This is a genomic window from Actinacidiphila sp. bgisy145 (assembly GCF_057708125.1).
Map to the genome: position 1 here is coordinate 186797 of NZ_JBYIRL010000005.1, position 26398 is coordinate 213194.

Below are 26398 nucleotides of genomic sequence, written 5' to 3' on the forward strand. Positions count from 1 at the left end.
TCCGACAACGCCCCCCGAATGCCCCCTGCCGCCGCGAAACCGCAGGTCAGAAGCGGTCCGCGGGGTGGGCCGGGGCGAGCGCGGCGCCGATTGTCACAGGGGAGCCGTACGGTGGTGTCATGCGGCCCGTTTCAGACATCGAACGCACTGTGGCGCCTTTCGAGGTCGTCAGTCCCTACCAGCCCAGCGGCGACCAGCCGGCGGCGATCGACGACCTCGAACGCCGTATCCGCGCCGGCGAGCAGGACGTGGTGCTGCTCGGCGCGACCGGCACGGGCAAGTCGGCGACCACCGCGTGGATGATCGAGCGGCTCCAGCGCCCCACCCTGGTGATGGCGCCGAACAAGACGCTGGCCGCCCAGCTCGCCAACGAGTTCCGCGAGCTCCTGCCGAACAACGCGGTCGAGTACTTCGTCTCCTACTACGACTACTACCAGCCGGAGGCGTACGTCCCGCAGACGGACACGTACATTGAGAAGGACTCGTCGATCAACGAGGAAGTGGAGCGGCTGCGCCACTCGGCGACGAACTCGCTGCTCACCCGCCGGGACGTCGTCGTGGTCGCCTCCGTCTCGTGCATCTACGGCCTGGGCACCCCGCAGGAGTACATCGACCGCATGGTCCGGCTCAAGGTCGGCGACGTGATCGACCGCGACCAGCTGCTGCGCAAGTTCGTCGACATCCAGTACACGCGCAACGACCTGGCGTTCACCCGCGGCACCTTCCGGGTCCGCGGCGACACCGTCGAGATCTTCCCGGTCTACGAACAGCTCGCGGTCCGCATCGAGATGTTCGGCGACGAGATCGAGGCGCTGTACACCCTGCACCCGCTCACCGGCGAGGTGATCACCGAGGACGAGCAGGTGTACGTCTTCCCCGCGACGCACTACGTGGCGGGACCCGAGCGGATGGAGCGGGCCATCGCCGGGATCGAGGCGGAGCTCGCCGACCAGCTCGCGCTGCTGGAGAGGCAGGGCAAGCTCCTCGAGGCCCAGCGGCTGCGGATGCGCACCACCTACGACATCGAGATGATGCGCCAGATCGGCACCTGCTCCGGCATCGAGAACTACTCGCGGCACATCGACGGCCGCGGCCCCGGCTCCGCGCCGGACACCCTCATCGACTACTTCCCCGAGGACTTCCTGCTGGTCGTCGACGAGTCGCACAACACGGTGCCGCAGATCGGCGCGATGTACGAAGGCGACGCGTCCCGCAAGCGCACCCTCGTCGACCACGGCTTCCGGCTGCCCTCCGCGCTGGACAACCGCCCGCTGAAGTGGGAGGAGTTCCTGACCCGGGTCGGCCAGAAGGTCTACCTGTCGGCGACCCCGGGGCCGTACGAACTCTCCCGCGGCGACGGCGTGGTGGAGCAGATCATCCGGCCGACCGGGCTGATCGACCCCGAGGTCGTGGTCAAGCCCACCGAGGGCCAGATCGACGACCTGGTGCACGAGATCCGGGTGCGCGCCGAGAAGGACGAGCGCGTCCTGGTCACCACCCTCACCAAGAAGATGGCCGAGGACCTCACCGACTACCTGCTGGAGCTGGGCGTGCAGGTGCGGTACCTGCACAGCGACATCGACACCCTGCGCCGGATGGAGCTGCTCCAGGAGCTGCGGGCCGGCGAGTTCGACGTCCTGGTCGGCATCAACCTGCTGCGGGAGGGCCTGGACCTGCCCGAGGTGTCGCTGGTGGCGATCCTCGACGCGGACAAGGAGGGCTTCCTGCGCTCGGGCACCTCCCTGATCCAGACCATCGGCCGCGCCGCCCGCAACGTCTCCGGCCAGGTGCACATGTACGCCGACCGGATCACCCCGGCGATGGAGAAGGCGATCGACGAGACCAACCGCCGCCGGGAGAAGCAGATCGCGTACAACACCGAGCGCGGCATCGACCCGCAGCCGCTGCGCAAGAAGATCGCCGGCATCCTGGACGCCTACGCCCGGGAGGAGGCCGACACCCAGGAGCTGCTCGGCTCCGGGCGGCAGCGCTCGCGCGGCAAGGCGCCGGTGCCGGCACTGGGGGCGAAGTCCGGCGGGAAGCGGACGGCGGCCGCGCTGCCCGCCGAGGAGCTGGCCGACCTCATCGCCGAGCTGACCGAGCAGATGCACACCGCGGCCGGCGAGTTGAAGTTCGAGGTCGCCGCCCGCCTGCGGGACGAGCTCGGCGACCTGAAGAAGGAGCTGCGGCAGATGCGGGAGGCGGGGATCGCGTAACCGCGGCAACACCGGCCCCGGCCACCCGTGTTGTGCCGCAGCGGCGCCGGCGGGCAAACGGAATCCCACGGCGACGAACCGGGATACGGTCCGGCGGCGTCTTGTTAGGGTGCGGACACGACTTTCCGTGCCAGAGCCGCGGACCAACCGATACGAACACAACGGGCGAGAGGGGACAGCGCGTGACGGTCAACATGACCAAGGGGCAGAAGATCAGCCTGAGCAAGGCTGACGGGGGGACGCTGACCGCGGTCAGGATGGGGCTGGGCTGGCAGGCCGCGCCGCGCCGGGGCCTGTTCGGCAGCCGCACCCGTGAGATCGACCTCGACGCCTCCGCGGTCCTCTTCGCCGACAAGCAGCCGGTCGACGTGGTGTTTTTCCGCCACCTGACCAGCGACGACGGCTCGGTCCGGCACACCGGCGACAATCTCGTCGGCGGCGCGGGCCAGGGCGGCGACGACGAGTCGATCATCGTCGACCTCCAGCGGGTCCCGGTGCACGTCGACCAGATCGTCTTCACCGTGAACTCCTTCACCGGCCAGACCTTCGCCGAGGTGCAGAACGCGTTCTGCCGCCTGGTGGACGAGACCAACGGCCAGGAGCTGGCCCGCTACACCCTCACCGGCGGCGGCCCGTACACCGCGCAGATCATGGCCAAGGTGCAGCGCGGCGCGAGCGGCTGGTCGATGACCGCGATCGGCACCGCGGCGAACGGCCGGACGTTCCAGGACCTGATCCCGGCGATCCTTCCCGCCCTCTAGGCGCAACACCGCGCGCCGCGCCCCGGAGCACCGGGCCGCGGTGCGCGGACGACCGGCACGACAACGAAAAGCAGGGGGCGGCTGGCATGACGGCCGAACTGGTCCGGGGGCAGAACCACCCGCTGCCCGGCAACCGGCTGGAGATCCGGGTGTCGGCAGGGACCCCGGTGGTGGCCGCGGTCACCCTGGGGGACGAGCACGGCCGCGCCGTCGGGCCGGACGGCGCCGACCCCACCGCCGGCCGGGAGTGGCTGGCCCACCCCGGCGCGCCGCAGCTGCCCGGCGTGGAGGTGCCGCGGCAGGCCGCCGCCGAGCACCGCCTCGCCGTGGACCTGGGCGCCATGCCGCAGCAGGTGCACCGGGTGCACATCCTGCTGGCCCTGCCGGCCGGCCGGGCCGGCGCCCCGGCGAACTTCGGTGCCGCGCCCGCCCCGCACGTGGCCGTCACCACCCCCGACGGCACCGCCATCGCCGGCTGCACCCTCACCGGCCTCGGCAGCGAGACGGCCCTGCTCGCCGTGGAGCTGTACCGGCGGCAGGGCGCGTGGAAGGTCCGCGCGGTCGGCCAGGGGTACGACGGCGGGCTGCCCGCGCTGCTGCTCGACCAGGGTGTGCCCGACGCCCGTACCGTCGCGGACGAGATCCATGAGGCGGTCGACCGCGAGCAGTCCCGTTCGGTGGACGCCCCCGTACCGCCCGCCGCCCCGCCGGCCGTCCCGGCGCCCGGTGCGCCCGCGCGGTCCGGCCCGGTCGACTACCGCCACCCGCGCCGCCGTCCGGCCGCCCAAGATGCCCAGGACACCCAGGCCCCCGCGTCCCCGGCCGCCGCCCCGCCGCTCCCACCGCAGCCGCCCGCGGCCTCCGCCCCGGCCGCACAGCCCGCCCCGGCCGCCGCTCCCACCGGCCCGCCCGCCCCCGTCGCCGGGGATGCGGGCGGCTGGAGCATGGAGGAGCGGCTGCACAACCAGATCTGGGGCATGTTCGAGGACCTGGCCCGTACCGTCGCCGCCTACCGCAGCGCGGAGGACTTCGCGCAGTCCCGCTACGACCAGGAGTTGGACGCGCTCCTGGCCGATCCGCGCACCCGCGGCGGCGCGCAGGCCGAGGCCGCCCGGGACCAGGCGATGACCAAGCGGGTCGCGCTGATCGACCAGGCGCGGGCGGTCCTCGACCGCGACCTCGCCCAGCTCGCCGCCGAGGCCGAGGTGGTCGATCCGGCGCTGCCGCCCGCCTTCGCGGGCTGGGAGAACCCGGCCTGGCACGCCTACGAGGTGCCGGGGCGCCCGGCGATCGCGGTGCGGCTCGGCGGCCTGACCGTGCCCGAGGCACCCGAGCTGGACATCCCGCTGCTGGTCCGGCTGCCGCTGGAGCGCGGCCTGTGGGTCGACAGCGCCGAGGACCGCGGGAAGGCGCTGGAGGTCGCCGTGGCGATCGCCGCCCGGCTGACCGCCTGCCACCCGGCCGGCGGCTTCGCGATGCACGCGCTGGACCCGGCCGGCTCGGCCTCGGGCGCGCTCGCCCCGCTGTACGCCGGCGGCGCCCTGGCGCTGCCGCCGCCGGCCGCGGGCGCCGCGGGCGTCAGCGAGGTGCTCGGCCGCCTCACCGCGCGGGTCGACCTGCTCCACATGGCCATGCGCGGCGGCGCGGCCGACGCCCTGCCGCCCGGCTTCGACCAGGCCGAGCAGCTCCTGATCGTCAACGAGTTCCCGTACGGCTTCGACGACCGGGCGGTCAACCAGCTGCGCTACCTCGCCGACGAGGGGCCCGCCGCGGGCGTCCACCTGCTGCTGGTCGCCGACCGGGACGACGCCTCCGCGTACGGGCCGGTGCTGGACCCGCTGTGGCGCTCGATGCTGCGGCTGACCCCGCTGCCCAGCGACCACCTCGCCGACCCGTGGGTGGGCCACGCGTGGACGTACGAACCGGCGCTGGTGCCGCCGGGCAGCCAGGTGGTGGCGCAGGTGCTGCACAAGCTGGCGGCGGCGCGCCCGGCATACGGCATGTGAGGGTGCCCGGCGGGGCGGGGCGCGGCCTCGCCCCGGCGGCGGTCTTTACCGTCTCTTGGCGATTCGGGTAAGGTCACTTGACCGACCGAGACCGCCGGAGAGAGACCCCGTGGATGTTTCCCTCACCGTCTGGTCGCTCACCATCGCCGGGCTGATCGCCCTCATCGGCGCCGACTTCCTCATCGGCCGCACCCCCCATGACGTGTCCGTCCGCGAGGCCGGGGTCTGGACCGCGGTCTGGGTCGTGCTCGCCGCGCTGTTCGGCGTCGGGCTGCTGCTCCTCGGCGGCGCCGCCCCGGCCGGGGAGTTCCTGGCCGGCTACGTCACCGAGAAGGCGCTCAGCGTCGACAACCTCTTCGTCTTCGTGCTGATCATGGCGAGGTTCTCGGTGCCCTCGCCCTACCAGCAGCGGGTCCTGCTGGTCGGCGTGCTCATCGCGCTGCTGCTGCGCGCGGTGTTCATCGCGGCGGGCGCGACGATCGTGGCCGCCTTCTCCTGGGTGTTCTTCGTCTTCGGCGCCTTCCTGGTGTGGACCGCCTGGAAGCTGGTCCGGGAGGCGATCGCGGGACCGCCCGCGGGTGAGGGGGAGTTCGAGGAGAACAAGCTGCTCAGGGCGGTGCGCAGGCGCGTCCCGTCGACCAGCCGCTACCACGGCACGCTGCTGTTCGTCACCGAGAACGGGCAGCGGCTGATGACCCCGATGCTCGTGGTGATGCTCGCCATCGGCAGCACCGACGTGCTCTTCGCGCTCGACTCGATCCCGGCGATCTTCGGCCTCACCCAGGACCCGTACATCGTCTTCACCGCCAACGCCTTCGCGCTCATGGGCCTGCGCCAGCTGTACTTCCTCATCGGCGGGCTGCTGGGGCGCCTGGTGCACCTGTCGTACGGGCTGTCGGTGATCCTGGGCTTCATCGGCGTCAAGCTGCTGCTGCACGCCCTGCACGAAACCGGGGCGCACGTGCCGCAGATCTCCGTCCCCGTCTCCCTGGGGGTGATCCTGGCGGTGCTCGCGGTGACGACCGCCACGAGCCTGCTCGCCGGCCGCCGAGGGGTCCCGGCGGGGGCGCCGACCGTGGGGGAGCAGTCCCGTCAGGGTCCCGTCGACAGTGGCGCTGACCAGGGCGGACGGGAGACGGGCCGGCAGGTCCGCGAACGCGGCCCGGACCTCTGACGGGCCCGTGCCGCAGCCCCCGGGGAGCGCTACGGAAGCCGCGACACAGCCGCCCGCACCCGCCCCCCTGCGTCGGGCCGCGTCCGGCCGGGGACTAGCGTGTCAGCGTCGGTCCCGGACCCCGCGAAAGGCGCAGATGTGGCGACCACGGCAGCCGCACCCGGCTTCCAGGCACTGCCCGAGCTGACCGGGAGCCGCTTCCTGGGCACCTGGCACCTCGACGGCGTCGCGCTGGCCGCCGTCCTCCTGCTCGCCCTGGCATACGGCTACGGCGTACGGCGCAGGCTCGCGTCCGGCGGCCGCTGGCCGCTGTGGCGGGCCGCGCTGTTCTACGTCTTCGGCCTGGGCACCGTGGTCTTCGCGACCATGTCGGCGCTGGCGGTCTACAACCGGGTGCTGTTCTGGCCGGCCGCGGTGCAGAACATCCTGCTCGACCTGTTCGCGCCGCTCGGCCTCGCGCTCGGCGACCCGATCGGCCTGGCCGCCCCCGGCGGGCGGCTGCACCGCGCGTTCTCCTCCCGCCCGGTGCGCGCGCTGACCTACCCGCTGATCAGCTCGGTGCTGGTGCTCGTCTCCGAACTGACCATCTACTTCACGCCGTACTTCGCGCACTCGCTGGCGAACGACGCGGTACGGCAGCTGATGCACCTGCAACTGCTGCTCACCGGCTGCCTGTTCGTGCTGCCGATGCTCAGCCGCCAGGAGATGCTGCCGCGCTGGTGCAGCCACCCGGTGCGCGCGCTGCTGGTCTTCCTCGACGGGCTCTTCGACTCGGTGCCGGGGATCGTCGTGATGACCAGCGGCACCCTCGTGGCCGGGAACTGGTACCACGCGCACGGCCGCGACTGGGGGCCGTCGGTGCGGCGGGACCAGATGCTCGGCGGCGGCCTCATGCTGGCGCTGGCCGAACTCGTCGGGCTGCCGTTCCTGCTGCTGGTGTTCCTGGAGTGGTGGCGGGCCGAGCGGGACCGGACCGCGGCGCTCGACGCGGCCCTGGACCGCGAGGCCGCGCGGACCGCGCCCGCGCCCGTGGCGGCGCCCGAGATCCCGCAGGCGGCCCCTCCCACTGGTGCCGCTGCCTCCGCCGCTCCCGTGGCCGCGGCGGCGGCCGAGGTGCCGGCGACCACCCGCCCCTGGTGGGAGACGGACGAGGGCGAGATCGGCGCGCGGATGCGCCGGGGGCGCTGAGCGGCGCGGCCGGGGCCCGTACCTGACGGGGCCCCGGCCGCGATGAGGGTGACCGGCGCTGCCTACCAGCCGCGCTCGCGCCACTCCGCGAGGTGCGGGCGCTCGGCGCCGATGGTCGTGTCGCTGCCGTGGCCGGGGTAGACCCAGGTCTCGTCCGGGAGCGCGTCGAAGAGCTTCGCCGACACTCCGTCCAGCAGGCTGGTGAAGGCGGCCGGGTCGTCGTGCGTGTTGCCCACGCCGCCGGGGAACAGGCAGTCGCCGGTGAACACGTGCGGGTGGCCGTGCGGGTCGTCGTAGATCACCGCGATGCTGCCGGGGGTGTGGCCCACCAGGTGCCGGACGGTCAGGCGCAGCGGGCCCAGCGGGATGGTGTCGCCGTCGTCGAGCAGGGTGCCGGTGGGGACGGGGATGCCCGGGGCGTCCTCGCGCCCGGCGTACGTGGCCGCGCCGGTGGCCGTCACCACGTCCTGGAGCGCCTGCCAGTGGTCGCCGTGCTGGTGGGTGGTGACCACGGAGGTGAGACCATCGGAGCCGACGGCCTCCAGCAGGGCCCCCGCGTCGTCGGCCGCGTCGATGAGCAGCTGCTCGCCGGTGGCCCGGCTGCGCAGCAGGTACGCGTTGTTGTTCATGGGGCCGACCGCGATCTTCGTGATGATCAGGTCTTCCAGTTCGTGCACGTCGGGCTTGCCGCCGACCGTGACCTCTCCCGTATACGCCATGGGCACCAGCGTAGGGCCTGCGGCAACGGGGCCGCGGGCGCCACACGATCGGGTGAAACGGGTAGCGGAAGCCCGGAAATCGAATGCACGTGCTATAGGGTCGTAGATGTCGCCGCGGCCGGTACCGACGGCGGCGCCAGGGCCGGCAAGAGGTCCGACTGGAAGAAAAGCCGGCCGCTCCCCGTTTACGCTTTTCGGGGGGTAGCAGACTGTTCATCACCCCTCCTACGGAAAGGTGCACTGGCGTGGCCGACCGACTCACCGTCCGCGGCGCTCGCGAGCACAATCTCCGGAACGTCTCGCTGGACCTGCCCCGGGACTCGCTGATCGTCTTCACCGGCCTGTCCGGTTCCGGGAAGTCCTCGCTCGCTTTCGACACCATCTTCGCGGAGGGCCAGCGCCGGTACGTCGAGTCGCTCTCGTCCTACGCCAGGCAGTTCCTCGGGCAGATGGACAAGCCCGACGTGGACTTCATCGAGGGCCTGTCGCCGGCCGTCTCGATCGACCAGAAGTCCACCTCCCGAAACCCCCGCTCGACCGTCGGCACCATCACCGAGGTCTACGACTACCTCCGGCTGCTCTTCGCCCGGATCGGCAAGCCGCACTGCCCGCAGTGCGGCCGCCCGATCGCGCGGCAGTCCCCGCAGGCGATCGTGGACCGGGTGCTGGAGCTGGAGGAGGGCAGCCGCTTCCAGGTGCTCTCCCCGCTGGTGCGCGAGCGCAAGGGCGAGTTCGTCGAGCTCTTCTCCGACCTCCAGACCAAGGGCTACAGCCGGGCCCGGGTCGACGGCGCCACCATCCAGCTCACCGACCCGCCGAAGCTGAAGAAGCAGGAGAAGCACACCGTCGAGGTGGTCGTGGACCGCCTCACCGTCAAGGACAGCGCCAAGCGCCGCCTCACCGACTCCGTGGAGACCGCGCTGGGACTGTCCGGCGGCATGGTCGTCCTCGACTTCGTCGACCTGCCCGAGGACGACCCGCAGCGCGAGCGGATGTTCTCCGAGCACCTCTACTGCCCGTACGACGACCTGTCGTTCGAGGAGCTGGAGCCGCGCTCCTTCTCCTTCAACTCGCCCTTCGGCGCCTGCCCGGACTGCACCGGCATCGGCTCCCGGATGGAGATCGACCCCGAGCTGATCGTCCCCGACGACCAGAAGTCGCTCGACGAGGGCGCCCTGTCGCCCTGGTCCGGCGGCATGTCCAAGGGGTACTTCGACAAGCTGGTGCAGAGCCTCGCCGAGGAGCTCGGCTTCCGCACCGACATCCCGTACGCCGGGCTGCCCGCCCGCGCCAAGAAGGCGCTGCTCCACGGGCACAAGTCCGAGGTCCGGGTGGCGTACAAGACCCGCTTCGGCCGCGAGCGCTCCTACACCACGCACTTCGAGGGCGTGATCCCCTACGTTCGCCGCCGGCACAACGAGTCGGAGAGCGACTCCAGCCGCGAGCGCTTCGAGGGGTACATGCGGGCGGTGCCCTGCCCCACCTGCCAGGGCCGGCGGCTGAAGCCGATCGTGCTGGCCGTCACCGTGCAGGACAAGTCGATCGCCGACGTCGCCGCGATGTCGATCAGCGACTGCGCCGAATTCCTGGCCGGGATGAAGCTCGCCGCCCGGGACCGGAAGATCGCCGAGCGCGTCCTCAAGGAGGTCAACGAGCGGCTGCGCTTCCTGGTCGACGTCGGCCTGGACTACCTCTCGCTCAACCGCGCCGCGGGCACCCTGTCCGGCGGCGAGGCCCAGCGGATCAGGCTGGCCACCCAGATCGGCTCCGGCCTGGTCGGCGTGCTCTACGTCCTGGACGAGCCGTCCATCGGCCTGCACCAGCGCGACAACCACCGGCTGATCGAGACCCTGGTCCGGCTGCGCGACCTGGGCAACACCCTGATCGTCGTCGAGCACGACGAGGACACCATCAAGACCGCCGACTGGGTGGTGGACATCGGCCCCGGCGCCGGCGAGCACGGCGGCAAGGTCGTCCACTCCGGCTCCCTGAAGGAGCTGCTGGCCAACGACGAGTCGCTGACCGGCCAGTACCTCTCCGGCAAGCGCTCCATCCCGACCCCGGAGCTGCGCCGCCCGATCGACCGCTCCCGGCGGCTGACCGTGCACGGCGCCCGCGAGCACAACCTCCAGGACATCGACGTGTCCTTCCCGCTGGGCGTGCTCACCGCGGTCACCGGCGTCTCCGGCTCCGGCAAGTCCACCCTGGTCAACGACATCCTGTACACCCACCTCGCCCGCGAGCTGAACGGCGCGCGCAGCGTCCCCGGCCGCCACACCCGGGTGGACGGCGACGACCTGGTGGACAAGGTGGTGCACGTCGACCAGTCGCCGATCGGCCGCACCCCGCGGTCCAACCCGGCCACGTACACCGGCGTCTTCGACAACGTCCGCAAGCTCTTCGCCGAGACGATGGAGGCGAAGGTCCGCGGCTATCTGCCCGGCCGCTTCTCCTTCAACGTCAAGGGCGGCCGCTGCGAGAACTGCTCGGGCGACGGCACCATCAAGATCGAGATGAACTTCCTCCCGGACGTGTACGTACCGTGCGAGGTCTGCCACGGTGCGCGCTACAACCGGGAGACCCTCGAGGTGCACTACAAGGGCAAGTCCATCGCCGAGGTGCTGGACATGCCGATCGAGGAGGCGCTCGACTTCTTCGAGGCGGTGCCCGCCATCGCCCGCCACCTGCGCACCCTCAACGAAGTCGGCCTCGGATACGTCCGGCTCGGCCAGCCCGCGCCGACACTCTCCGGCGGCGAGGCCCAACGGGTCAAGCTCGCCTCCGAGTTGCAGCGGCGCGCCACCGGCAGCACCGTCTACGTCCTCGACGAGCCGACCACCGGCCTGCACTTCGAGGACATCAGCAAGCTGATCAAGGTGCTCTCCGGGCTGGTCGACAAGGGCAACACCGTGATCGTCATCGAGCACAACCTCGATGTGATCAAGACCGCCGACTGGGTGGTGGACATGGGCCCCGAGGGCGGCAGCGGCGGCGGGCTGGTGGTCGCCGAGGGCACCCCGGAGCAGATCGCGGGCGTCCCGGCCAGCCACACCGGCAAGTTCCTGCGGGACATCCTCAGCCCGGAAGCGGTCAGCGACGCGGCCGTGCCGGCGCCGCGCAAGCGCGCCCCGGCGAAGAAGACCGCCGCGGCGAAGACAGCGGCGGCGAAGACCACCGCCGCCAAGAAGACCGCGGCGCCCCGCAAACGGGCCGCCAAGGCGTAGGACCACCGGCGGATGGACCCGGTCGGGCGCGCACGGCATGCCGTGGCGTGGGCGCCCGGCGGCGGGCCGTAAGGTACCGACCGCAAGACCGGCCACATCCCGCACCTGGAGCACCCCATGTCCACCGAACTGCCCGCCACCCGCAGGACCGTTCTCCGCGGCGCGGCCCTGGCTGGCGCCGTCGGCGCCGCCGAGGTCGGCCTCAGCGCCTGCGGCGGCAAGAAGAGCGACTCCGCGGACGGGCCGACCAAGCAGGTGGACCTCGGCGCCGCCACCGCGGTGCCGGTCGGCGGCGCCAAGCTCTACCGCGAGGACAAGGTGCTGGTGTCGCAGCCGAGCAAGGGCACCTTCAAGGCGTTCAGCGCGGTCTGCACCCACCAGGGCTGCGTGCTCGACACGGTGGACGGCACCACCGCGTCCTGCCCCTGCCACGGCAGCGAGTTCAACGCCGAGACCGGCGCCGTGGTGCGCGGCCCGGCCGACAAGGCCCTGCCGGCCGTCGACGTCAAGGCGGCCGGCGGCCGCCTGACCGCAGGCCCCGGGGCCTGACCTCCCCACGCGTCCGGATCGTCCCGGGACCGTCAGGCCCCGACAGTAGGGTGGAAGGCATGGCAGACCCCAGCAGCTACCGACCGAAGCCGGGCGAGATCCCCGACTCCCCAGGGGTCTACAAGTTCCGGGACGAGCACCGCCGGGTGATCTACGTCGGCAAGGCGAAAAGCCTGCGCCAGCGCCTGTCGTCGTACTTCCAGGACATCACCCACCTGCACCACCGCACGGCCACCATGGTCACCACCGCTGCCTCCGTGGAGTGGACGGTGGTCTCCACCGAGGTCGAGGCGCTCCAGCTGGAGTACTCCTGGATCAAGGAGTTCGACCCGCGGTTCAACGTCAAGTACCGCGACGACAAGAGCTACCCCTCGCTCGCGGTGACGATGAACGAGGAGTTCCCGCGGGTCCAGGTGATGCGCGGGCCCAAGCGCAGGGGCGTGCGCTACTTCGGGCCGTACGCCCACGCCTGGGCGATCCGCGAGACCGTCGACCTGCTGCTGCGGGTCTTCCCGGTCCGCACCTGCTCCGCCGGGGTGTTCAAGCGCTCCGCGCAGATCGGCCGGCCCTGCCTGCTCGGCTACATCGGCAAGTGCTCCGCGCCCTGCGTCGGCCGGATCAGCCCGCAGGACCACCGCGAACTCGCCGAGGAGTTCAGCGACTTCATGGCCGGCCACACCGGCACCTACCTGCGCCGGCTGGAGCAGCGCATGAAGGACGCGGCCGCCGCCATGGAGTACGAGCAGGCGGCCCGGCTGCGCGACGACATCGAGGCGCTGCGCCGCGCCATGGAGAAGAACGCGGTGGTGCTCGCCGACGCCACCGACGCCGACCTGATCGCCGTCGCCGAGGACGAACTCGAAGCGGCCGTACAGATCTTCCACGTCCGCGGCGGCCGGGTGCGCGGGCAGCGCGGCTGGGTCACCGACAAGGTCGAGGCGGTCGACACCGCGGGCCTGGTCGAGCACGCGCTCCAGCAGCTGTACGGCGACGAGCTGGGCGACGCCGAGCAGTCCGGCGGCAGCGGCGGCGTACCCAAGGAGGTGCTGGTCCCCGCGCTGCCCGAGCCGACCGAGCCGGTGGCGCAGTGGCTGGCCGAGCGGCGCGGCTCGCACGTCAGCCTGCGGGTGCCGCAGCGCGGCGACAAGAAGGACCTGATGGCCACCGTGCAGCGCAACGCGCAGCAGGCGCTGGCCCTGCACAAGACCAAGCGCGCCTCGGACCTGACCACCCGCTCCCGCGCACTGGAGGAGATCGCCACCGCCCTTGACCTCGACACCGCGCCGCTGCGGATCGAGTGCTACGACATCAGCCACCTCCAGGGCGACGACGTGGTCGCGTCCATGGTGGTCTTCGAGGACGGCCTCGCCCGCAAGAGCGAGTACCGCCGCTTCCAGATCAAGACGTTCGCCGGGCAGGACGACGTCCGGTCCATGCACGAGGTGATCACCCGCCGGTTCCGCCGCTACCTCCAGGAGAAGCAGCGCACCAGCGAGTGGGAGGAGCATGAGGAGGACGGACCGGCCGCCGCGGCGGCCGGGGGCGGGCCGCTGGGGGACGGGCCGGCGTTCGAGGGCGCCGAGGCCGCGGACGAGGGCGGCTCGGGGCCGGTCGACGGGCCGATCGACCCGGACACCGGCCGCCCCCGCAAGTTCGCCTATCCGCCGCAGCTGGTCGTGGTCGACGGCGGCCGGCCGCAGGTCGCCGCCGCGAGCCGGGCCCTGGCCGAGCTCGGCATAGACGACGTGGCGGTCTGCGGGCTGGCCAAGCGGCTGGAGGAGGTGTGGCTGCCGGGCGAGGACGACCCGGTGATCCTGCCGCGCACCAGCGAGGGCCTGTACCTGCTCCAGCGGGTGCGCGACGAGGCGCACCGCTTCGCCATCGCCTACCAGCGCAGCAAGCGCTCCAAGTCGATGAAGGCCGGCGCCCTGGACACCGTGCCCGGGCTCGGCGCCACCCGCAGGCAGGCCCTGCTCAAGCACTTCGGCTCGCTGAAGCGGCTGCGGGCGGCGACCGTGGCGGAGATCTGCGAGGTGCCGGGGATCGGCCGCGTCACGGCCGAGACGGTCGTCGCCACGCTGGCCGCCGCCGCGCCCGGCGGGCCCGCGGTGAACACGGCGACCGGCGAGATCATCGAGGACAGCGACGTACGGCCCGCCGGGCCCGTGGAAGAACCGTCCGACCATCGGGGGAAGAGCAGATGAGCGACCAGGAAGAACCGAGGACCGGGCTGCCGGACGCGGCCGCCGCCGACGAACGGGCCGGCGGACACGCCCATGACCAGGGCGCGCCTGGCGGCCGTACCCATGACCGCACCGACCGCACCGGCGGCACCGGCGATACCGACGGCACCGATGACAACCGTACGATCGACGACGTCCGCACCACCGACGGGGACCGCACCATCGAAGCGCACCGCAGCGACCACGGCACCGACCAGCCCGGCAGCGCCCCCGGCGAGGCCGGGGCCGGCGGGGAGTCCGGCGCGGCCATCCCCGAACTCGTGATCATCTCCGGCATGTCCGGGGCCGGCCGCAGCACCGCGGCCAAGTGCCTGGAGGACCTCGGCTGGTTCGTCGTGGACAACCTGCCGCCCGCCCTCATCCCCACCATGGTCGACCTCGGCGCCCGCTCCCAGGGGAACGTGGCGCGGATCGCCGTGGTGGTCGACGTCCGCGGCCGCCAGTTCTTCGACAACCTGCGCGAGTCGCTCGCCGACCTCGCCACCAAGGGCGTCAAGCGCCGGGTGATCTTCCTGGAGGCGTCCGACGACGCGCTGGTGCGCCGCTTCGAGTCGGTGCGCCGCCCGCACCCGCTCCAGGGCGCCGGCCGGATCGTGGACGGCATCGCGGCCGAGCGCGACCTGCTGCGCGAACTGCGCGGCGACGCCGACCTGGTGATCGACACCTCCAGTCTCAACGTGCACGAACTGCGCGCCAAACTCGACGCGCAGTTCGCCGGTGAGGAGGAGCCGGAACTCCGGGCCACCGTCATGTCGTTCGGTTACAAGTACGGGCTGCCCGTCGACGCCGACCTGGTGGTGGACTGCCGCTTCCTGCCCAACCCGCACTGGGTGCCGGAGCTGCGGCCCTTCACCGGGCTCAACGACGAGGTCGCCACGTACGTGTTCAACCAGCCCGGCGCCAAGGAGTTCCTCGACCGGTACGCCGAGCTGCTGCACATCATCGCGGCGGGCTACCGGCGCGAGGGCAAGCGCTATGTGACCATCGCCGTCGGGTGTACCGGCGGCAAGCACCGCAGCGTGGCGATGTCGGAACGGCTCGCGGCGCGGCTGGCGGCGGACGGAGTGGAGACGGTGACCGTGCACAGGGACATGGGGCGCGAGTGATCATGACGGGTAGGCGGCGGCGCCGCGGCGGCAAGGACGCCGCGCCGGGCCGCCGGTCCGGGGTACCGCCGAAGGTGGTCGCCCTGGGCGGCGGCCACGGCCTGTCCGCCTCCCTGGCCGCGCTGCGCCGGATCACCGGCGACCTCACCGCGGTGGTCACGGTCGCCGACGACGGCGGTTCCAGCGGGCGGCTGCGCGCGGAGATGGGCGTGCTGCCCCCAGGCGACCTGCGCAAGGCGCTGGCCGCGCTGTGCGGCGACGACGAGTGGGGGCAGACCTGGTCGCGGGTGCTCCAGCACCGCTTCGTCAGCGGCGGGGACCTGCACGGGCACGCGGTGGGCAACCTGCTGATCGTCGCGCTGTGGGAGCAGTTGAAGGACGAGGTGGCCGCCCTGGAGTGGGTGGGACGGCTGCTGGGCGCGCACGGCCGGGTGCTGCCGATGTCGGCGGTGCCGCTGGAGCTGGAGGCGATCGTCCGCGGCCACGACCCGGCGCGGCCCGACACCGTCTCGACCGTACGCGGGCAGGCCACGGTCGCGCTGACGCCCGGCGAGGTGCAGCAGGTGCAGCTGGTGCCGGCCGACCCGCCGGCGGTGCCGGAGGCGGTGCAGGCGGTGATGGACGCCGACTGGGTGGTGCTCGGCCCGGGTTCGTGGTTCTCCTCGGTCATTCCGCACCTGCTGGTACCGGAGTTGGCCGACGCGCTGGCGCAGACCAGGGCCAGGCGGGTGCTCACGCTCAACCTCGCGCCGCAGCCGGGAGAGACCGAAGGTTTTTCTCCGCAGCGTCACTTGGAGGTTTTGGGCCGACACGCCCCTAAACTCACCATCGACGTGGTTCTCGCCGACGAAGCCGCCGTACCCGATCGGGACAGCCTGGAACAGGCCGCCCAGAAGTTGGGCGCTACGGTCGAACTGGCCCGGGTCGCCGCCCCCGACGGGCCGCGGCACGACCCCGAGTCGTTGGCGGCCGCGTATGACCGGATTTTTCGTATGCGTGGAAGGATCGGCCCATGGCGATGACGGCAGCGGTGAAGGACGAGATCTCCCGGCTCCCCGTCACCCGGACCTGCTGCCGCAAGGCGGAGGTCTCGTCGATCCTGCGCTTCGCGGGCGGCCTGCACCTGGTGAGCGGCCGGATCGTGATCGAGGCGGAGCTCGACACCGGTATCGCGGCGCGCCGGCTGCGCAAGGACATCCTGGAGATCTTCGGGCACGCCTCGGACCTGGTGGTGATGGCGCCGGGCGGGCTGCGCCGCGGCAGCCGGTACGTCGTGCGGGTGGTGGCCGGCGGCGACCAGCTGGCCCGGCAGACGGGGCTGGTCGACGGGCGCGGCCGCCCGATCCGCGGGCTGCCCCCGCAGGTGGTCTCCGGGGCGACCTGCGACGCGGAGGCGGCCTGGCGCGGCGCGTTCCTGGCGCACGGCTCGCTCACCGAGCCCGGCCGCTCGTCCTCTCTGGAGGTGACCTGCCCCGGGCCGGAGGCGGCGCTCGCACTGGTCGGCGCGGCGCGCCGGCTGCAGATCCCGGCGAAGGCCCGCGAGGTGCGCAACGTGGACCGCGTCGTCGTCCGTGACGGTGACGCGATCGGCGCGCTGTTGACGCGGCTGGGTGCCCACGACTCGGTGCTGGCGTGGGAGGAGCGCCGGATGCGGCGCGAGGTGCGCGCGACCGCGAACCGGCTCGCGAACTTCGACGACGCGAATCTGCGCAGGTCCGCGCGGGCCGCGGTCGCCGCCGGCGCCCGGGTGCAGCGCGCGCTGGAGATCCTCGGGGACGACGTGCCCGAGCACCTCGCCGCCGCGGGCCGACTGCGGATGGACCACAAGCAGGCGTCGCTGGAGGAGCTGGGGTCGCTGGCCGAGCCGCCGCTGACGAAGGACGCGGTGGCCGGGCGCATCCGGCGGCTGCTGGCGATGGCCGACAAGCGCGCGTCCGACCTGGGCATGCCCGGCACCGAGGCGAACCTCACCGAGGAAATGGTCGGCTGAGTCCCGTCCCTCCTCCCGGGCGCGGGTGCTCCGGCCGCCCGGCCCCGGCGTGTTGCCGCGGTGTGGCCGCGACGTGGCTTGCCGATGTCACCTCGTACACGTCGGGGAGGTAGGGTCGTGGGTGGTCGGGGACATCCCATATTTCGCAGCCGGAGAGGGACTCCGGCGACTGAGCGAGGAGATCGGTTCGTGACGATCCGGGTAGGCATCAACGGCTTTGGCCGCATCGGTCGTAACTTCTTCCGCGCCATCCTGGAACAGGGTGCGGACGTCGAGATCGTGGCTGTCAACGACCTGGGTGACACCGCCACCACGGCGCACCTGCTGAAGTACGACACGATCCTCGGGCGCCTGAAGGCCGAGGTCACGCACACCGCCGACACGATCACCGTGGACGGCCACACCATCAAGGTGCTCGCCGAGCGCGACCCCGCCGCCATCAAGTGGGGCGAGCTGGGCGTGGACATCGTGATCGAGTCCACCGGCATCTTCACCAAGGCCGCGGACGCGGGCAAGCACCTGGCCGGCGGCGCCAAGAAGGTCATCATCTCCGCGCCCGCCACCGACGAGGACATCACGATCGTGATGGGCGTCAACCAGGACGCGTACGACCCGGCCGCGCACCACATCATCTCCAACGCCTCCTGCACCACCAACTGCGTGGCGCCGATGGCGAAGGTGCTGCTGGAGAACTTCGGCATCGTCAAGGGCCTGATGACGACGGTGCACGCGTACACCAACGACCAGCGCATCCTGGACTTCCCGCACAAGGACCTGCGCCGCGCCCGCGCCGCCGCGGAGAACATCATCCCGACCACCACGGGTGCCGCCAAGGCCACCGCGCTGGTCATCCCGGAGCTGGCCGGCAAGCTGGACGGCATGGCCATGCGCGTGCCCGTCCCGACCGGCTCGGTCACCGACCTGGTGGTGGACCTGGAGCGCGAGGTCACCAAGGACGAGGTCAACGCCGCCTTCCAGAAGGCCGCCGAGGGCCAGCTCAAGGGCCTGCTGGAGTACACCGAGGACCCGATCGTCTCCTCGGACATCGTCAACACCCCGGCGTCGTGCACCTTCGACTCGAAGCTGACCATGGTGCAGGGCGGCAAGACCGTCAAGATCGTCGGCTGGTACGACAACGAGTGGGGCTACTCCAACCGCCTGGTGGACCTCGCGGTCTTCGTCGGCGGCCGGCTCTGAGGCACGCCGGAACCGCGGCCGCGTAGCCGTTTCCGTCAGCCACCGCACCGCGATGCGAGCGACAGGGTCCGGACGAGCGCGATGACGCGCCGTCCGGGCCCTGTTCGCGTGGCGTCAGGTGCCGGACCTACTCACAGGAGACCCGACAGATGAAGACGATCGACGACCTGATCGCCGAGGGGCAGGTCGAGGGCAAGCGGGTGTTCGTCCGCGCCGACCTCAACGTGCCGCTGGACGGCGCGACCATCACCGACGACGGCCGTATCCGGGCCGCCGTGCCGACCATCGCCAAGCTCGCCGAGTCCGGCGCCACGGTGATCGTCGCCTCGCACCTGGGCCGCCCCAAGGGCGCGCCCGACCCGAAGTTCTCGCTCGCCCCGGTCCGCGACCGGCTCGCCGAACTCCTGGGCGGCCAGGTGTTCTTCGGTACCGACACGGTCGGCGACCGGACCCGGCAGGCGCTGGCGGGCGCCGCCGCCGGCGACGTGGTGCTGCTGGAGAACCTGCGCTTCTTCCCCGGCGAGACCAGCAAGGACGACGCCGAGCGCGGCGCCTTCGCCGACCAGCTCGCCGCCCTCGCCGACACGTACGTGGGCGACGGCTTCGGCGCGGTGCACCGCAAGCACGCCTCGGTCTACGACCTGCCGGCCCGGCTGCCGCACGCGGCCGGCGGCCTGATCGCGACCGAGGTCGGGGTGCTGAAGAAGCTCACCGAGGACGTCTCCCGCCCGTACGCGGTGGTGCTCGGCGGCTCGAAGGTCTCCGACAAGCTCGGCGTCATCGACCACCTGCTGGAGAAGGCCGACCGCATCCTGGTCGGCGGCGGCATGGTCTTCACCTTCCTCAAGGCCCAGGGCCACGAGGTCGGCAAGAGCCTGCTGCAGGAGGACCAGCTGCCGGTCGTCACCGAGTACCTCCAGCGGGCGAAGGCCAAGGGCGTGGAGTTCGTGCTGCCGGTCGACGTGGTCGGCGCCACCAGCTTCCCGGACCTGGCGACGAAGGCCCCCGCGGACCCGGTCACCGCGCCGGTGGACGCCATCCCGGCCGACGTGATCGGCCTGGACATCGGCCCGGAGTCGCGCAAGCTGTTCGCCGCCAAGCTCGCCGACGCGTCGACGATCTTCTGGAACGGCCCGATGGGTGTCTTCGAGCACCCCGACTTCGCCGACGGCACCCGCGCGGTGGCGCAGGCGCTGGTCGACAGCCCCGCGTTCAGCGTGGTCGGCGGCGGCGACTCGGCCGCGGCCGTCCGCATCCTCGGCTTCGACGAGAACGCTTTCGGCCATATTTCCACCGGCGGCGGCGCCAGCCTGGAATACCTCGAAGGCAAGACCCTGCCCGGCCTTTCCGCTTTGGAGAACTGAAGACCGATGAGTGAGCAGAGCACCCGCACCCCGCTGATGGCGGGCAACTGGAAGATGAACCTCAACCACCTCGAGGCCATCGCGCACGTCCAGAAGCTCGCTTTCGGCCTCACCGACAAGGACCACGACGCGGTCGAGGTCGCCGTCCTGGTGCCCTTCACCGACCTGCGCTCCGTGCAGACCCTGGTGGACGGCGACCGGCTGCGGATCAAGTACGGCGCGCAGGACGTGTCCGCGCACGACCACGGCGCGTACACCGGTGAGATCTCCGGGCCGATGCTGTCCAAGCTGAAGTGCTCCTACGTCGCGATCGGCCACTCCGAGCGCCGCCAGTACCACGGCGAGGACGAGGAGGTCGTCAACGCCAAGGTGAAGGCCGCCTTCGCGCACGGCCTGACCCCGATCCTGTGCGTCGGCGAGGGCCTGGACGTCCGCAAGGCCGGCAACCAGGTCTCCCACACCCTCGCGCAGCTCGACGGCGCCCTGAAGGACGTCCCCGCCGACCAGGCGGCCCGGATCGTCGTCGCCTACGAGCCGGTGTGGGCGATCGGCACCGGCGAGGTGGCCACCCCCGAGGACGCCCAGGAGGTCTGCGGGGCGATCCGCGGCCGGCTCGCCGAGCTGTACGACCAAGAGCTGGCCGACGGCGTCCGCATCCAGTACGGCGGCTCGGTCAAGGCCGGCAACGTGGCCGCGATCATGGCCCAGCCGGACGTGGACGGCGCCCTGGTGGGCGGCGCCGCGCTGGACCCGGAGGAGTTCGTGCGGATCGTGCGCTTCCGCGACCAGTGACGGACCGGTGAAGTCAGGGGTCCGGTGAAGTACCCTGTCGGGGCCGGAGTGGTGTGATCGCACCGCGTCCGGCCCCGCGCCGTAATCGTGTGGTGCCGTCATGTAGCCGAGAGAGTTGGTCCAGCCGTGGTCATCGGGTTCTCCATCGCCCTCATCATCTTCAGCCTGCTGCTCCTGCTGCTCGTGCTCATGCACAAGGGGAAGGGCGGCGGCCTGTCGGACATGTTCGGCGGCGGCATGCAGTCGTCCGTCGGCGGTTCGTCGGTGGCCGAGCGCAACCTCGACCGGATCACCGTGGTGATCGGCCTGCTGTGGTTCGCGTGCATCGTCGCCCTGGGCATCGTGATGAAGACGAACAACTAGTCGCCGCCGCACGGCTCCTGCCCGTCCGACTCGCGCGGGTGGCGCATAAGGCCCGTCCGACTACCGCCGGTTCCAGGCGAATTGACGCCGCGTCGTGAAGACGACTTGTCCGCGACTTATCATGGACGCGCGTCTTGGGATACGGTGCCCTTTCCCGCCAGGTGCGGGGGCGAACCGGTCTCCGTCAAGTGGACGACCTCGCAGCACCATCACGCAGGGAGTTACGACCGTGGCAAGTGGCAACGCGATCCGTGGCAGTCGGGTCGGAGCGGGGCCGATGGGAGAGGCCGAGCGCGGCGAGTCCGCGCCGCGCCTGCGCATCTCCTTCTGGTGCTCCAACGGGCATGAGACCCAGCCGAGTTTCGCCAGCGACGCGCAGATCCCGGACACCTGGGACTGCCCGCGCTGCGGCTTCCCGGCCGGGCAGGACGAGGAGAACCCGCCGGCACCGCCGCGCACCGAGCCGTACAAGACGCACCTCGCGTACGTACGCGAGCGCCGCTCGGCCGCCGACGGCGAGGCGATCCTCGCGGAGGCGCTGGCGAAGCTCCGGGGCGAGATCTAGCCCCCGGGCCGCTCCTGTCCGTCTCGGACCCGCACGTCCCGCCCCCGGCCGCCGGGCCGGCTCAGCTTCCTGAGCCCGCCCGGCGGCCGGGGGTTTTCCGTGCGCTGTGGGTCGCTCCGAGGTGCGCGGTCAGCGCGATGGACGCGGTCGCCCGCTCGTAGGTGAGCTGCGCGACGCGGGCGTACAGGCAGTCCACGATCAGCAGCACCGAGTGGCGGGTGCCGAAGTTGCCGCGCCGGAAGCTGGTCTCGCCGGAGAACGACGTCAGGCGGACGTCGGCGGCCTGCGCGATGGGCGAGCGCGGGTCGCCGGTGACGGCCACGGTCGCCGCGCCCCGCTCCGCGGCCGTCCGCAGCGGCTCCAGGACCTCCCGGGTGGCGCCGGAGTGGGAGACGGCCACCACGGCGTCGGAGGGCGTCAGCAGGGCCGCCGAGGTCGCCGCGGCGTGCACCTCGGTCCAGGCGTGGGCGGCGCAGCCGATGCCGAAGAGCCGGGCCTGCGTCTCGTGGGCCACGATGCCGGAGCCGCCGACCCCGTAGACGTCGATCCGGCGGGCCCGTGCCAGGGCCTGTGCGGCGCGTTCCAGCGCCTCCCGGTCCAGTTGCTCGGCGGTGTGCCGCAGGGCCCGCAGATCGGCCTCGGCGACCACGCCGATGACCTGCTCCAGGTCGTCGTCCGGCCCGATCCGCGGGCCGAGCGGGGCCGTGCGCGGCTCGGCAGCCGTACGCCCCTGCTCCTGCGCCAACTCGATCAGCAACTGCTGGTAGGACTCCAGGCCCAGCGCCCGGCAGAAGCGGGTCACCGTCGCCTGCGAGGTGCCGGTGCGGCGCCCCAGCTCCGCCGCGGAGCCGTGGGTGGCCGCGGCCGGGTCGGCGAGCACCAGCTCGCCGACCTTGCGCAGCGACCCCGACATCCGGGGGAGTTCGGTGCGGATCAGTGCGGTGATCATGACGACTCGTCCCGTCGGGGTTGTGCGCCGGTGAATCCTTCAACCACGATGCGTGGTGATGACGGAAATCTACAGCCACCCGGTGAGCGGCGGCAGCGGCGCCGGGGCGGCGGGCCGGCCGCCCCTGGTCGTGGGTATCGACGCGGGCGGCACCCGCAGCCGGGCGTGCCTGGCCGAGGGCGGGCCCGGCGGCCGGGTGCTGGGCCGGGGCACCGGCGGGCCCGGCAACGCGCTGAGCGTCGGCCGCGGCGACCTGACCCGCCACCTCGCCGCGGCCGTGGGCGAGGCGCTCGCGGAGGCCGCCTCCGCCCCGCGGTGGCGCGCGGACGGTGGCGAGCTGCGCGACCGGGTCGGCGCGGCGTTCGGCGGGTTCGCGGGCGCGGCGCCGGGGGCGGGGCCGGAGCGCGGGGCGGAGCTGGCCGTGTCCTGCCTGCGCGACGCGCTGGCCGCGCACGGGATCACCGGGGTGCCGGTCGGCATCGGCGGCGACACCGAGGTGGCGCTGGCGGCGGCGCCCGGGGCGCCCGCCGACGGGCTGGTGCTCATCGCGGGCACCGGCGCGATCGCGGCGCGGCTGGCCGGGGGCCGCAGTGCGGCGGTCTCCGACGGCCACGGCTGGCTGCTCGGCGACGAGGGCAGCGGGTTCTGGCTGGGCAACCGCGCGGCCCGGGCGGCGCTGGAGGCGCTGGACGGCCGCGGCCCGTGGACGGCGCTGGTGCCGCGGGTGGTGGCGCACTTCCTGGGCGGGCCGGCCGGCGCGGGGGACACCGCAGGCGGTGAGGGGAGCCCGGGCGGCGGTGAGGGGAGTGCGGGCGGCGGTGAGGGGAGTGCGGGCGGCGGTGAGGGGAGTGCGGGCGGCGGTGAGGGGAGTGCGGGCGGCGGTGAGGAGTTGCGGCGGGCCCTGGCGGTGGGGCCGGCGAGCGACCCGGTGGCGCGCCATCTGCTGGGCGAACTCGTCGTCACGCGGGCCTACGCGCAGGCGCCGGCCCGGCTGGGCGCGCTGAGCCCGGCCGTGGTCGAGGAGGCGGCGGGCGGCGACGCGGTGGCGCGGGGCCTGCTCGACACCGCGGCCGGGCTGCTCGCGGCGACGGTGCGCTCGCTCGCTCCGCGGCCGGGCGAGCCGCTGGTGGTGACCGGCGGGCTGCTGGGGCCCGGCGGGCCGCTGCTGGCGCGGGTGACCGAGCGGCTGGCCGACCACGGCTTGCGGGTCTTCCCGGTGGCGGACGGCTCCGCCGGTGCGGCGGCGCTCGCCCGCGGCCTGCTGTGAGGGTGCCTTGACGGCCGGCGGTGGCTCAATGTTTCATCAAGTCATCACGCGGTTGGTTCGATCAACCAGAAGTTCGGGGCCTGGACCGCGGGTCGCAGTCGTCCGAGCAGCAGCACTTCCGCAGGAGGGACCCGGGCATGGCCGAGGGACAGATCAGCGCCGCGACGTTCGCCGACGAGAGCCGCGCGGCGGTGGAGCGCGCGATCGCCGCGAACGGGGAGTCCGTACCGGCCGCCGCCCGGCTGCTCGCCGACAGCGTCGCCGCCGACGGGGTGATCCACGGCTTCGGCACCGGCCACTCCCAGGCCACCGTGCTGGAACTGGTCGGCCGGGCCGGCGGCCTGATCCCCACCAACCGGATCGGCCTCGCGGACCTGGTGCTGCGCGGCGGCGAGGACCGCGCGGTCCTCGCCGACCCGCTGCTGGAGCGCTCGCCCGGCCTGGCCCGCCGGCTGTACGACCTGGCCACCCCGCGCCCGCAGGACGTCTTCGTGATCGTCTCCAACTCCGGGGTCAACAACTCGATCGTGGACATGGCGCTGCACGTCAAGGAGGCCGGCCACCGGCTGGTCGCGCTCACCTCGCTCACCCACACCCGCGCGGTGCCCGCCCTGCACGCCAGCGGCAGGCGGCTGGCCGACATCGCCGACGCCGTGCTCGACAACTGCGCCCCGGCCGGCGACGCGCTGCTGCCGCTGCCGTCCGGCGGCGCCCTGTGCGGGGTGTCCACGATCACCTCCGCGCTGCTGGTGCAGATGGTCGTCGCCGAGGCCGTCGGCCTGCTGACCGCCGAGGGCCACGACGCGCCCGTCTACGTCTCCGCGAACCTCCCCGGCGGCCACGAGCGCAACGCCGTACTGGAGGAGCGCTACGCCGGCCGCATCCACCGCGGCGGCTTCTGACCTGCGGCACCCGGGTGGGACGCGGCCGCCCGACGGCAGTTGCGCGGCATACCCGGGTGCCGGATCTCGTTCGGCGGCGGCATCAATTAGTTTGGGTGTCGCAGCGAGGACGAGGAGAAGTGGACTGATGTCCGAAACGAACACGCAGGGCACGCCCCGGCTCGACCAGCGCCCCGAGTGGCACGCGCTCGCCAAGCACAGCGAGGAGCTGTCCGGCACCCATCTGCGGGACCTGTTCGACCGCGACCCCGACCGGGGCAGCCGCTACACCCTCCAGGTCGGCGACCTCCACCTGGACTACTCCAAGCAGCTCGTCACCGACGAGACGCTCCGGCTGCTGCGGGAACTCGCCGCGGCCACCGGGGTGTTCGAGCTGCGGGACGCGATGTTCGCCGGTGAGCGGATCAACGTCACCGAAAACCGCGCGGTGCTCCACACGGCGCTGCGCGCCCCGCAGTCCGCGACGATCGCGGTCGACGGGCAGAACGTGGTGCCGGCCGTGCACGCCGTGCTCTACAAGATGACGGTCTTCTCCGACCGGGTCCGCTCCGGCGAGTGGACCGGCCACACCGGCAAGCGGATCAGGAACATCGTCAACATCGGCATCGGCGGCTCCGACCTCGGCCCCGCCATGGCCTACGAGGTGCTGCGCGCCTACACCGACCGCGACCTGACGGTCCGTTTCGTCTCCAACGTGGACGGCGCCGACCTGCACGAGGCGGTACGCGACCTGGACGCGGCCGAGACGCTGTTCATCATCGCCTCCAAGACCTTCACCACCATCGAGACCATCACCAACGCCACCTCCGCCAAGCAGTGGCTGCTCGGACAGCTCGGCGCCGGCGAGGAGGCGGTGGCCAAGCACTTCGTGGCGCTGTCCACGAACGCGGAGAAGGTCGCCGAGTTCGGCATCGACACGCAGAACATGTTCGAGTTCTGGGACTGGGTCGGCGGCCGCTACTCTTACGACTCCGCGATCGGCCTGTCGCTGATGATCGCCATCGGCGCCGAGGCGTTCCGCAGCATGCTGGCCGGCTTCCACCTCGTCGACGAGCACTTCAGGACCGCGCCCCCCGAGCACAACGTGCCGCTGCTGCTCGGCCTGCTCGGCGTCTGGTACGGCGGGTTCCACGACGCCCAATCGCACGCGGTGCTGCCCTACAGCCACTACCTGAGCCGCTTCACCGCCTACCTCCAGCAGCTCGACATGGAGTCCAACGGCAAGTCCGTGGACCGCGACGGCAAGCCGGTGGACTGGCAGACCGGCCCGGTGGTGTGGGGCACGCCCGGCACCAACGGCCAGCACGCCTACTACCAGTTGCTGCACCAAGGCACCAAGCTGGTGCCCGCCGACTTCATCGGCTTCGCCCGGCCGCTGCCCGAACTCGGCCCGCTCGCCGGGCAGCACGACCTGCTGATGGCGAACTTCTTCGCGCAGACGCAGGCGCTGGCGTTCGGCAAGACGCCCGAGGAGGTGCGCGCCGAAGGGGTGCCCGAGGAGCTGGTGCCGCACAAGACGTTCCGCGGCAACCACCCCACCAGCACCATCCTGGCCACCGAGCTGACCCCGTCGGTGCTCGGCCAGCTCATCGCGCTCTACGAGCACAAGGTGTTCGTGCAGGGCGCGGTGTGGAACATCGACTCCTTCGACCAGTGGGGCGTCGAGCTGGGCAAGGTGCTCGCCAAGCGGGTCGAGCCCGCACTCACCGACGGCGCCGACGTGCCGGGCCTGGACCCGTCCACGAAGGCGCTCGTGGCGAAGTACCGCGAGCTGCGCGGCCGCTGAGCCCACACGCGAAGGGCCCGGAACCGACGAACGGTTC

The 26398-nt window shown here is 72.5% G+C and carries 21 protein-coding genes; 19 read left to right on the forward strand and 2 right to left on the reverse strand.

The annotated features are described in order from the left end of the window. Window positions 1–119: 119 nt before the first annotated feature. The 5 genes from uvrB (at window position 120) to AC3ERT_RS07035 (ending at window position 7345) form a co-directional block, all read left to right on the forward strand. Entirely contained in the window at window positions 120–2216 is a 2097-nt protein-coding gene (gene uvrB / locus AC3ERT_RS07015) for an excinuclease ABC subunit UvrB (protein WP_335973564.1), read from the forward strand. Between the two features lie 182 nt (window positions 2217–2398). Next, a complete protein-coding gene (locus AC3ERT_RS07020) occupies window positions 2399–2977 on the forward strand; it encodes a TerD family protein (protein ID WP_335973561.1) in 579 nt (192 codons plus the stop codon). Window positions 2978–3063: 86 nt separating this feature from the next. Then, window positions 3064–4983, forward strand: coding sequence for a TerD family protein (locus AC3ERT_RS07025; protein WP_435173203.1), 1920 nt, complete (start codon window positions 3064–3066; stop codon window positions 4981–4983). A 109-nt stretch (window positions 4984–5092) separates the two neighbouring features. Continuing rightward, window positions 5093–6157 (forward strand): TerC family protein, encoded by a 1065-nt coding sequence (locus tag AC3ERT_RS07030; protein WP_435173204.1) that lies wholly within the window; start codon window positions 5093–5095, stop codon window positions 6155–6157. 138 nt (window positions 6158–6295) lie between these two features. After that, entirely contained in the window at window positions 6296–7345 is a 1050-nt protein-coding gene (locus AC3ERT_RS07035) for a cytochrome c oxidase assembly protein (protein ID WP_335973551.1), read from the forward strand. A 62-nt stretch (window positions 7346–7407) separates the two neighbouring features. On the opposite strand, the gene AC3ERT_RS07040 is transcribed toward AC3ERT_RS07035, so the two are convergent. Beyond that, window positions 7408–8064, reverse strand: a complete 657-nt coding sequence (locus tag AC3ERT_RS07040) for an MBL fold metallo-hydrolase (protein WP_335973549.1) — start codon at window positions 8062–8064, stop codon at window positions 7408–7410. Window positions 8065–8309: 245 nt separating this feature from the next. Between AC3ERT_RS07040 and uvrA the strand changes: the two genes are divergently transcribed. From uvrA to AC3ERT_RS07095, 11 genes are all read left to right on the forward strand, one after another. Next, window positions 8310–11288, forward strand: a complete 2979-nt coding sequence (gene uvrA / locus AC3ERT_RS07045) for an excinuclease ABC subunit UvrA (RefSeq protein ID WP_435173206.1) — start codon at window positions 8310–8312, stop codon at window positions 11286–11288. A 117-nt stretch (window positions 11289–11405) separates the two neighbouring features. After that, the gene (locus AC3ERT_RS07050; protein WP_335973541.1) at window positions 11406–11837 is read left to right on the forward strand and encodes a Rieske (2Fe-2S) protein; all 432 of its coding nucleotides are present in this window, start codon (window positions 11406–11408) and stop codon (window positions 11835–11837) included. Window positions 11838–11896: 59 nt separating this feature from the next. Beyond that, window positions 11897–14041 (forward strand): excinuclease ABC subunit UvrC, encoded by a 2145-nt coding sequence (gene uvrC / locus AC3ERT_RS07055; protein WP_435173207.1) that lies wholly within the window; start codon window positions 11897–11899, stop codon window positions 14039–14041. 287 nt (window positions 14042–14328) lie between these two features. After that, window positions 14329–15186 carry an RNase adapter RapZ gene (gene rapZ / locus AC3ERT_RS07060; protein ID WP_335974149.1) on the forward strand — a complete coding sequence of 286 codons (858 nt, stop codon included), beginning with the start codon at window positions 14329–14331 and terminating at the stop codon, window positions 15184–15186. A gap of 2 nt (window positions 15187–15188) precedes the next feature. Then, window positions 15189–16208, forward strand: a complete 1020-nt coding sequence (locus AC3ERT_RS07065) for a gluconeogenesis factor YvcK family protein (protein ID WP_335973536.1) — start codon at window positions 15189–15191, stop codon at window positions 16206–16208. After that, window positions 16199–17176, forward strand: a complete 978-nt coding sequence (gene whiA / locus AC3ERT_RS07070) for a DNA-binding protein WhiA (protein ID WP_103884000.1) — start codon at window positions 16199–16201, stop codon at window positions 17174–17176. The genes AC3ERT_RS07065 and whiA overlap by 10 nt, the downstream gene beginning before the upstream one ends. A gap of 189 nt (window positions 17177–17365) precedes the next feature. Then, window positions 17366–18373 (forward strand): type I glyceraldehyde-3-phosphate dehydrogenase, encoded by a 1008-nt coding sequence (gene gap / locus AC3ERT_RS07075; protein WP_335973531.1) that lies wholly within the window; start codon window positions 17366–17368, stop codon window positions 18371–18373. Window positions 18374–18522: 149 nt separating this feature from the next. Beyond that, window positions 18523–19737 (forward strand): phosphoglycerate kinase, encoded by a 1215-nt coding sequence (locus AC3ERT_RS07080; RefSeq protein WP_335973527.1) that lies wholly within the window; start codon window positions 18523–18525, stop codon window positions 19735–19737. Window positions 19738–19743: 6 nt separating this feature from the next. Beyond that, complete coding sequence (gene tpiA, locus AC3ERT_RS07085) at window positions 19744–20529, forward strand: triose-phosphate isomerase (protein ID WP_335973525.1); 786 nt, start codon at window positions 19744–19746, stop codon at window positions 20527–20529. A 126-nt stretch (window positions 20530–20655) separates the two neighbouring features. Next, window positions 20656–20892, forward strand: coding sequence for a preprotein translocase subunit SecG (secG, locus tag AC3ERT_RS07090; protein ID WP_335973522.1), 237 nt, complete (start codon window positions 20656–20658; stop codon window positions 20890–20892). 229 nt (window positions 20893–21121) lie between these two features. Continuing rightward, window positions 21122–21457 carry an RNA polymerase-binding protein RbpA gene (locus AC3ERT_RS07095; protein WP_078862516.1) on the forward strand — a complete coding sequence of 112 codons (336 nt, stop codon included), beginning with the start codon at window positions 21122–21124 and terminating at the stop codon, window positions 21455–21457. A 61-nt stretch (window positions 21458–21518) separates the two neighbouring features. Here the strand turns inward: AC3ERT_RS07095 and AC3ERT_RS07100 are convergent, their stop codons facing one another. After that, entirely contained in the window at window positions 21519–22406 is an 888-nt protein-coding gene (locus AC3ERT_RS07100; protein WP_335973515.1) for a MurR/RpiR family transcriptional regulator, read from the reverse strand. A gap of 58 nt (window positions 22407–22464) precedes the next feature. Here AC3ERT_RS07100 and AC3ERT_RS07105 point away from each other — a divergent pair, with 58 nt between their 5' ends. From AC3ERT_RS07105 to pgi, 3 genes are all read left to right on the forward strand, one after another. Beyond that, window positions 22465–23673, forward strand: a complete 1209-nt coding sequence (locus AC3ERT_RS07105; RefSeq protein ID WP_435173209.1) for a BadF/BadG/BcrA/BcrD ATPase family protein — start codon at window positions 22465–22467, stop codon at window positions 23671–23673. A gap of 137 nt (window positions 23674–23810) precedes the next feature. Then, window positions 23811–24575 (forward strand): sugar isomerase domain-containing protein, encoded by a 765-nt coding sequence (locus AC3ERT_RS07110; protein ID WP_335973512.1) that lies wholly within the window; start codon window positions 23811–23813, stop codon window positions 24573–24575. Window positions 24576–24702: 127 nt separating this feature from the next. After that, window positions 24703–26361, forward strand: a complete 1659-nt coding sequence (gene pgi / locus AC3ERT_RS07115) for a glucose-6-phosphate isomerase (RefSeq protein WP_435173211.1) — start codon at window positions 24703–24705, stop codon at window positions 26359–26361. The last annotated feature ends 37 nt before the right edge of the window (window positions 26362–26398 follow it).

Excerpts from the sequence above, each read along its gene's own strand:
- uvrB (WP_335973564.1), top strand. The coding sequence starts at position 120 with ATGCGGCCCGTTTCAGACATCGAACGCACTGTGGCGCCTTTCGAGGTC.
- AC3ERT_RS07025 (WP_435173203.1), top strand. The coding sequence starts at position 3,064 with ATGACGGCCGAACTGGTCCGGGGGCAGAACCACCCGCTGCCCGGCAAC.
- AC3ERT_RS07040 (WP_335973549.1), bottom strand. The coding sequence starts at position 8,064 with ATGGCGTATACGGGAGAGGTCACGGTCGGCGGCAAGCCCGACGTGCAC.
- AC3ERT_RS07050 (WP_335973541.1), top strand. The coding sequence starts at position 11,406 with ATGTCCACCGAACTGCCCGCCACCCGCAGGACCGTTCTCCGCGGCGCG.
- uvrC (WP_435173207.1), top strand. The coding sequence starts at position 11,897 with ATGGCAGACCCCAGCAGCTACCGACCGAAGCCGGGCGAGATCCCCGAC.
- AC3ERT_RS07065 (WP_335973536.1), top strand. The coding sequence starts at position 15,189 with ATGACGGGTAGGCGGCGGCGCCGCGGCGGCAAGGACGCCGCGCCGGGC.
- whiA (WP_103884000.1), top strand. The coding sequence starts at position 16,199 with ATGGCGATGACGGCAGCGGTGAAGGACGAGATCTCCCGGCTCCCCGTC.
- AC3ERT_RS07080 (WP_335973527.1), top strand. The coding sequence starts at position 18,523 with ATGAAGACGATCGACGACCTGATCGCCGAGGGGCAGGTCGAGGGCAAG.
- tpiA (WP_335973525.1), top strand. The coding sequence starts at position 19,744 with ATGAGTGAGCAGAGCACCCGCACCCCGCTGATGGCGGGCAACTGGAAG.
- AC3ERT_RS07100 (WP_335973515.1), bottom strand. The coding sequence starts at position 22,406 with ATGATCACCGCACTGATCCGCACCGAACTCCCCCGGATGTCGGGGTCG.
- AC3ERT_RS07105 (WP_435173209.1), top strand. The coding sequence starts at position 22,465 with ATGACGGAAATCTACAGCCACCCGGTGAGCGGCGGCAGCGGCGCCGGG.
- AC3ERT_RS07110 (WP_335973512.1), top strand. The coding sequence starts at position 23,811 with ATGGCCGAGGGACAGATCAGCGCCGCGACGTTCGCCGACGAGAGCCGC.
- pgi (WP_435173211.1), top strand. The coding sequence starts at position 24,703 with ATGTCCGAAACGAACACGCAGGGCACGCCCCGGCTCGACCAGCGCCCC.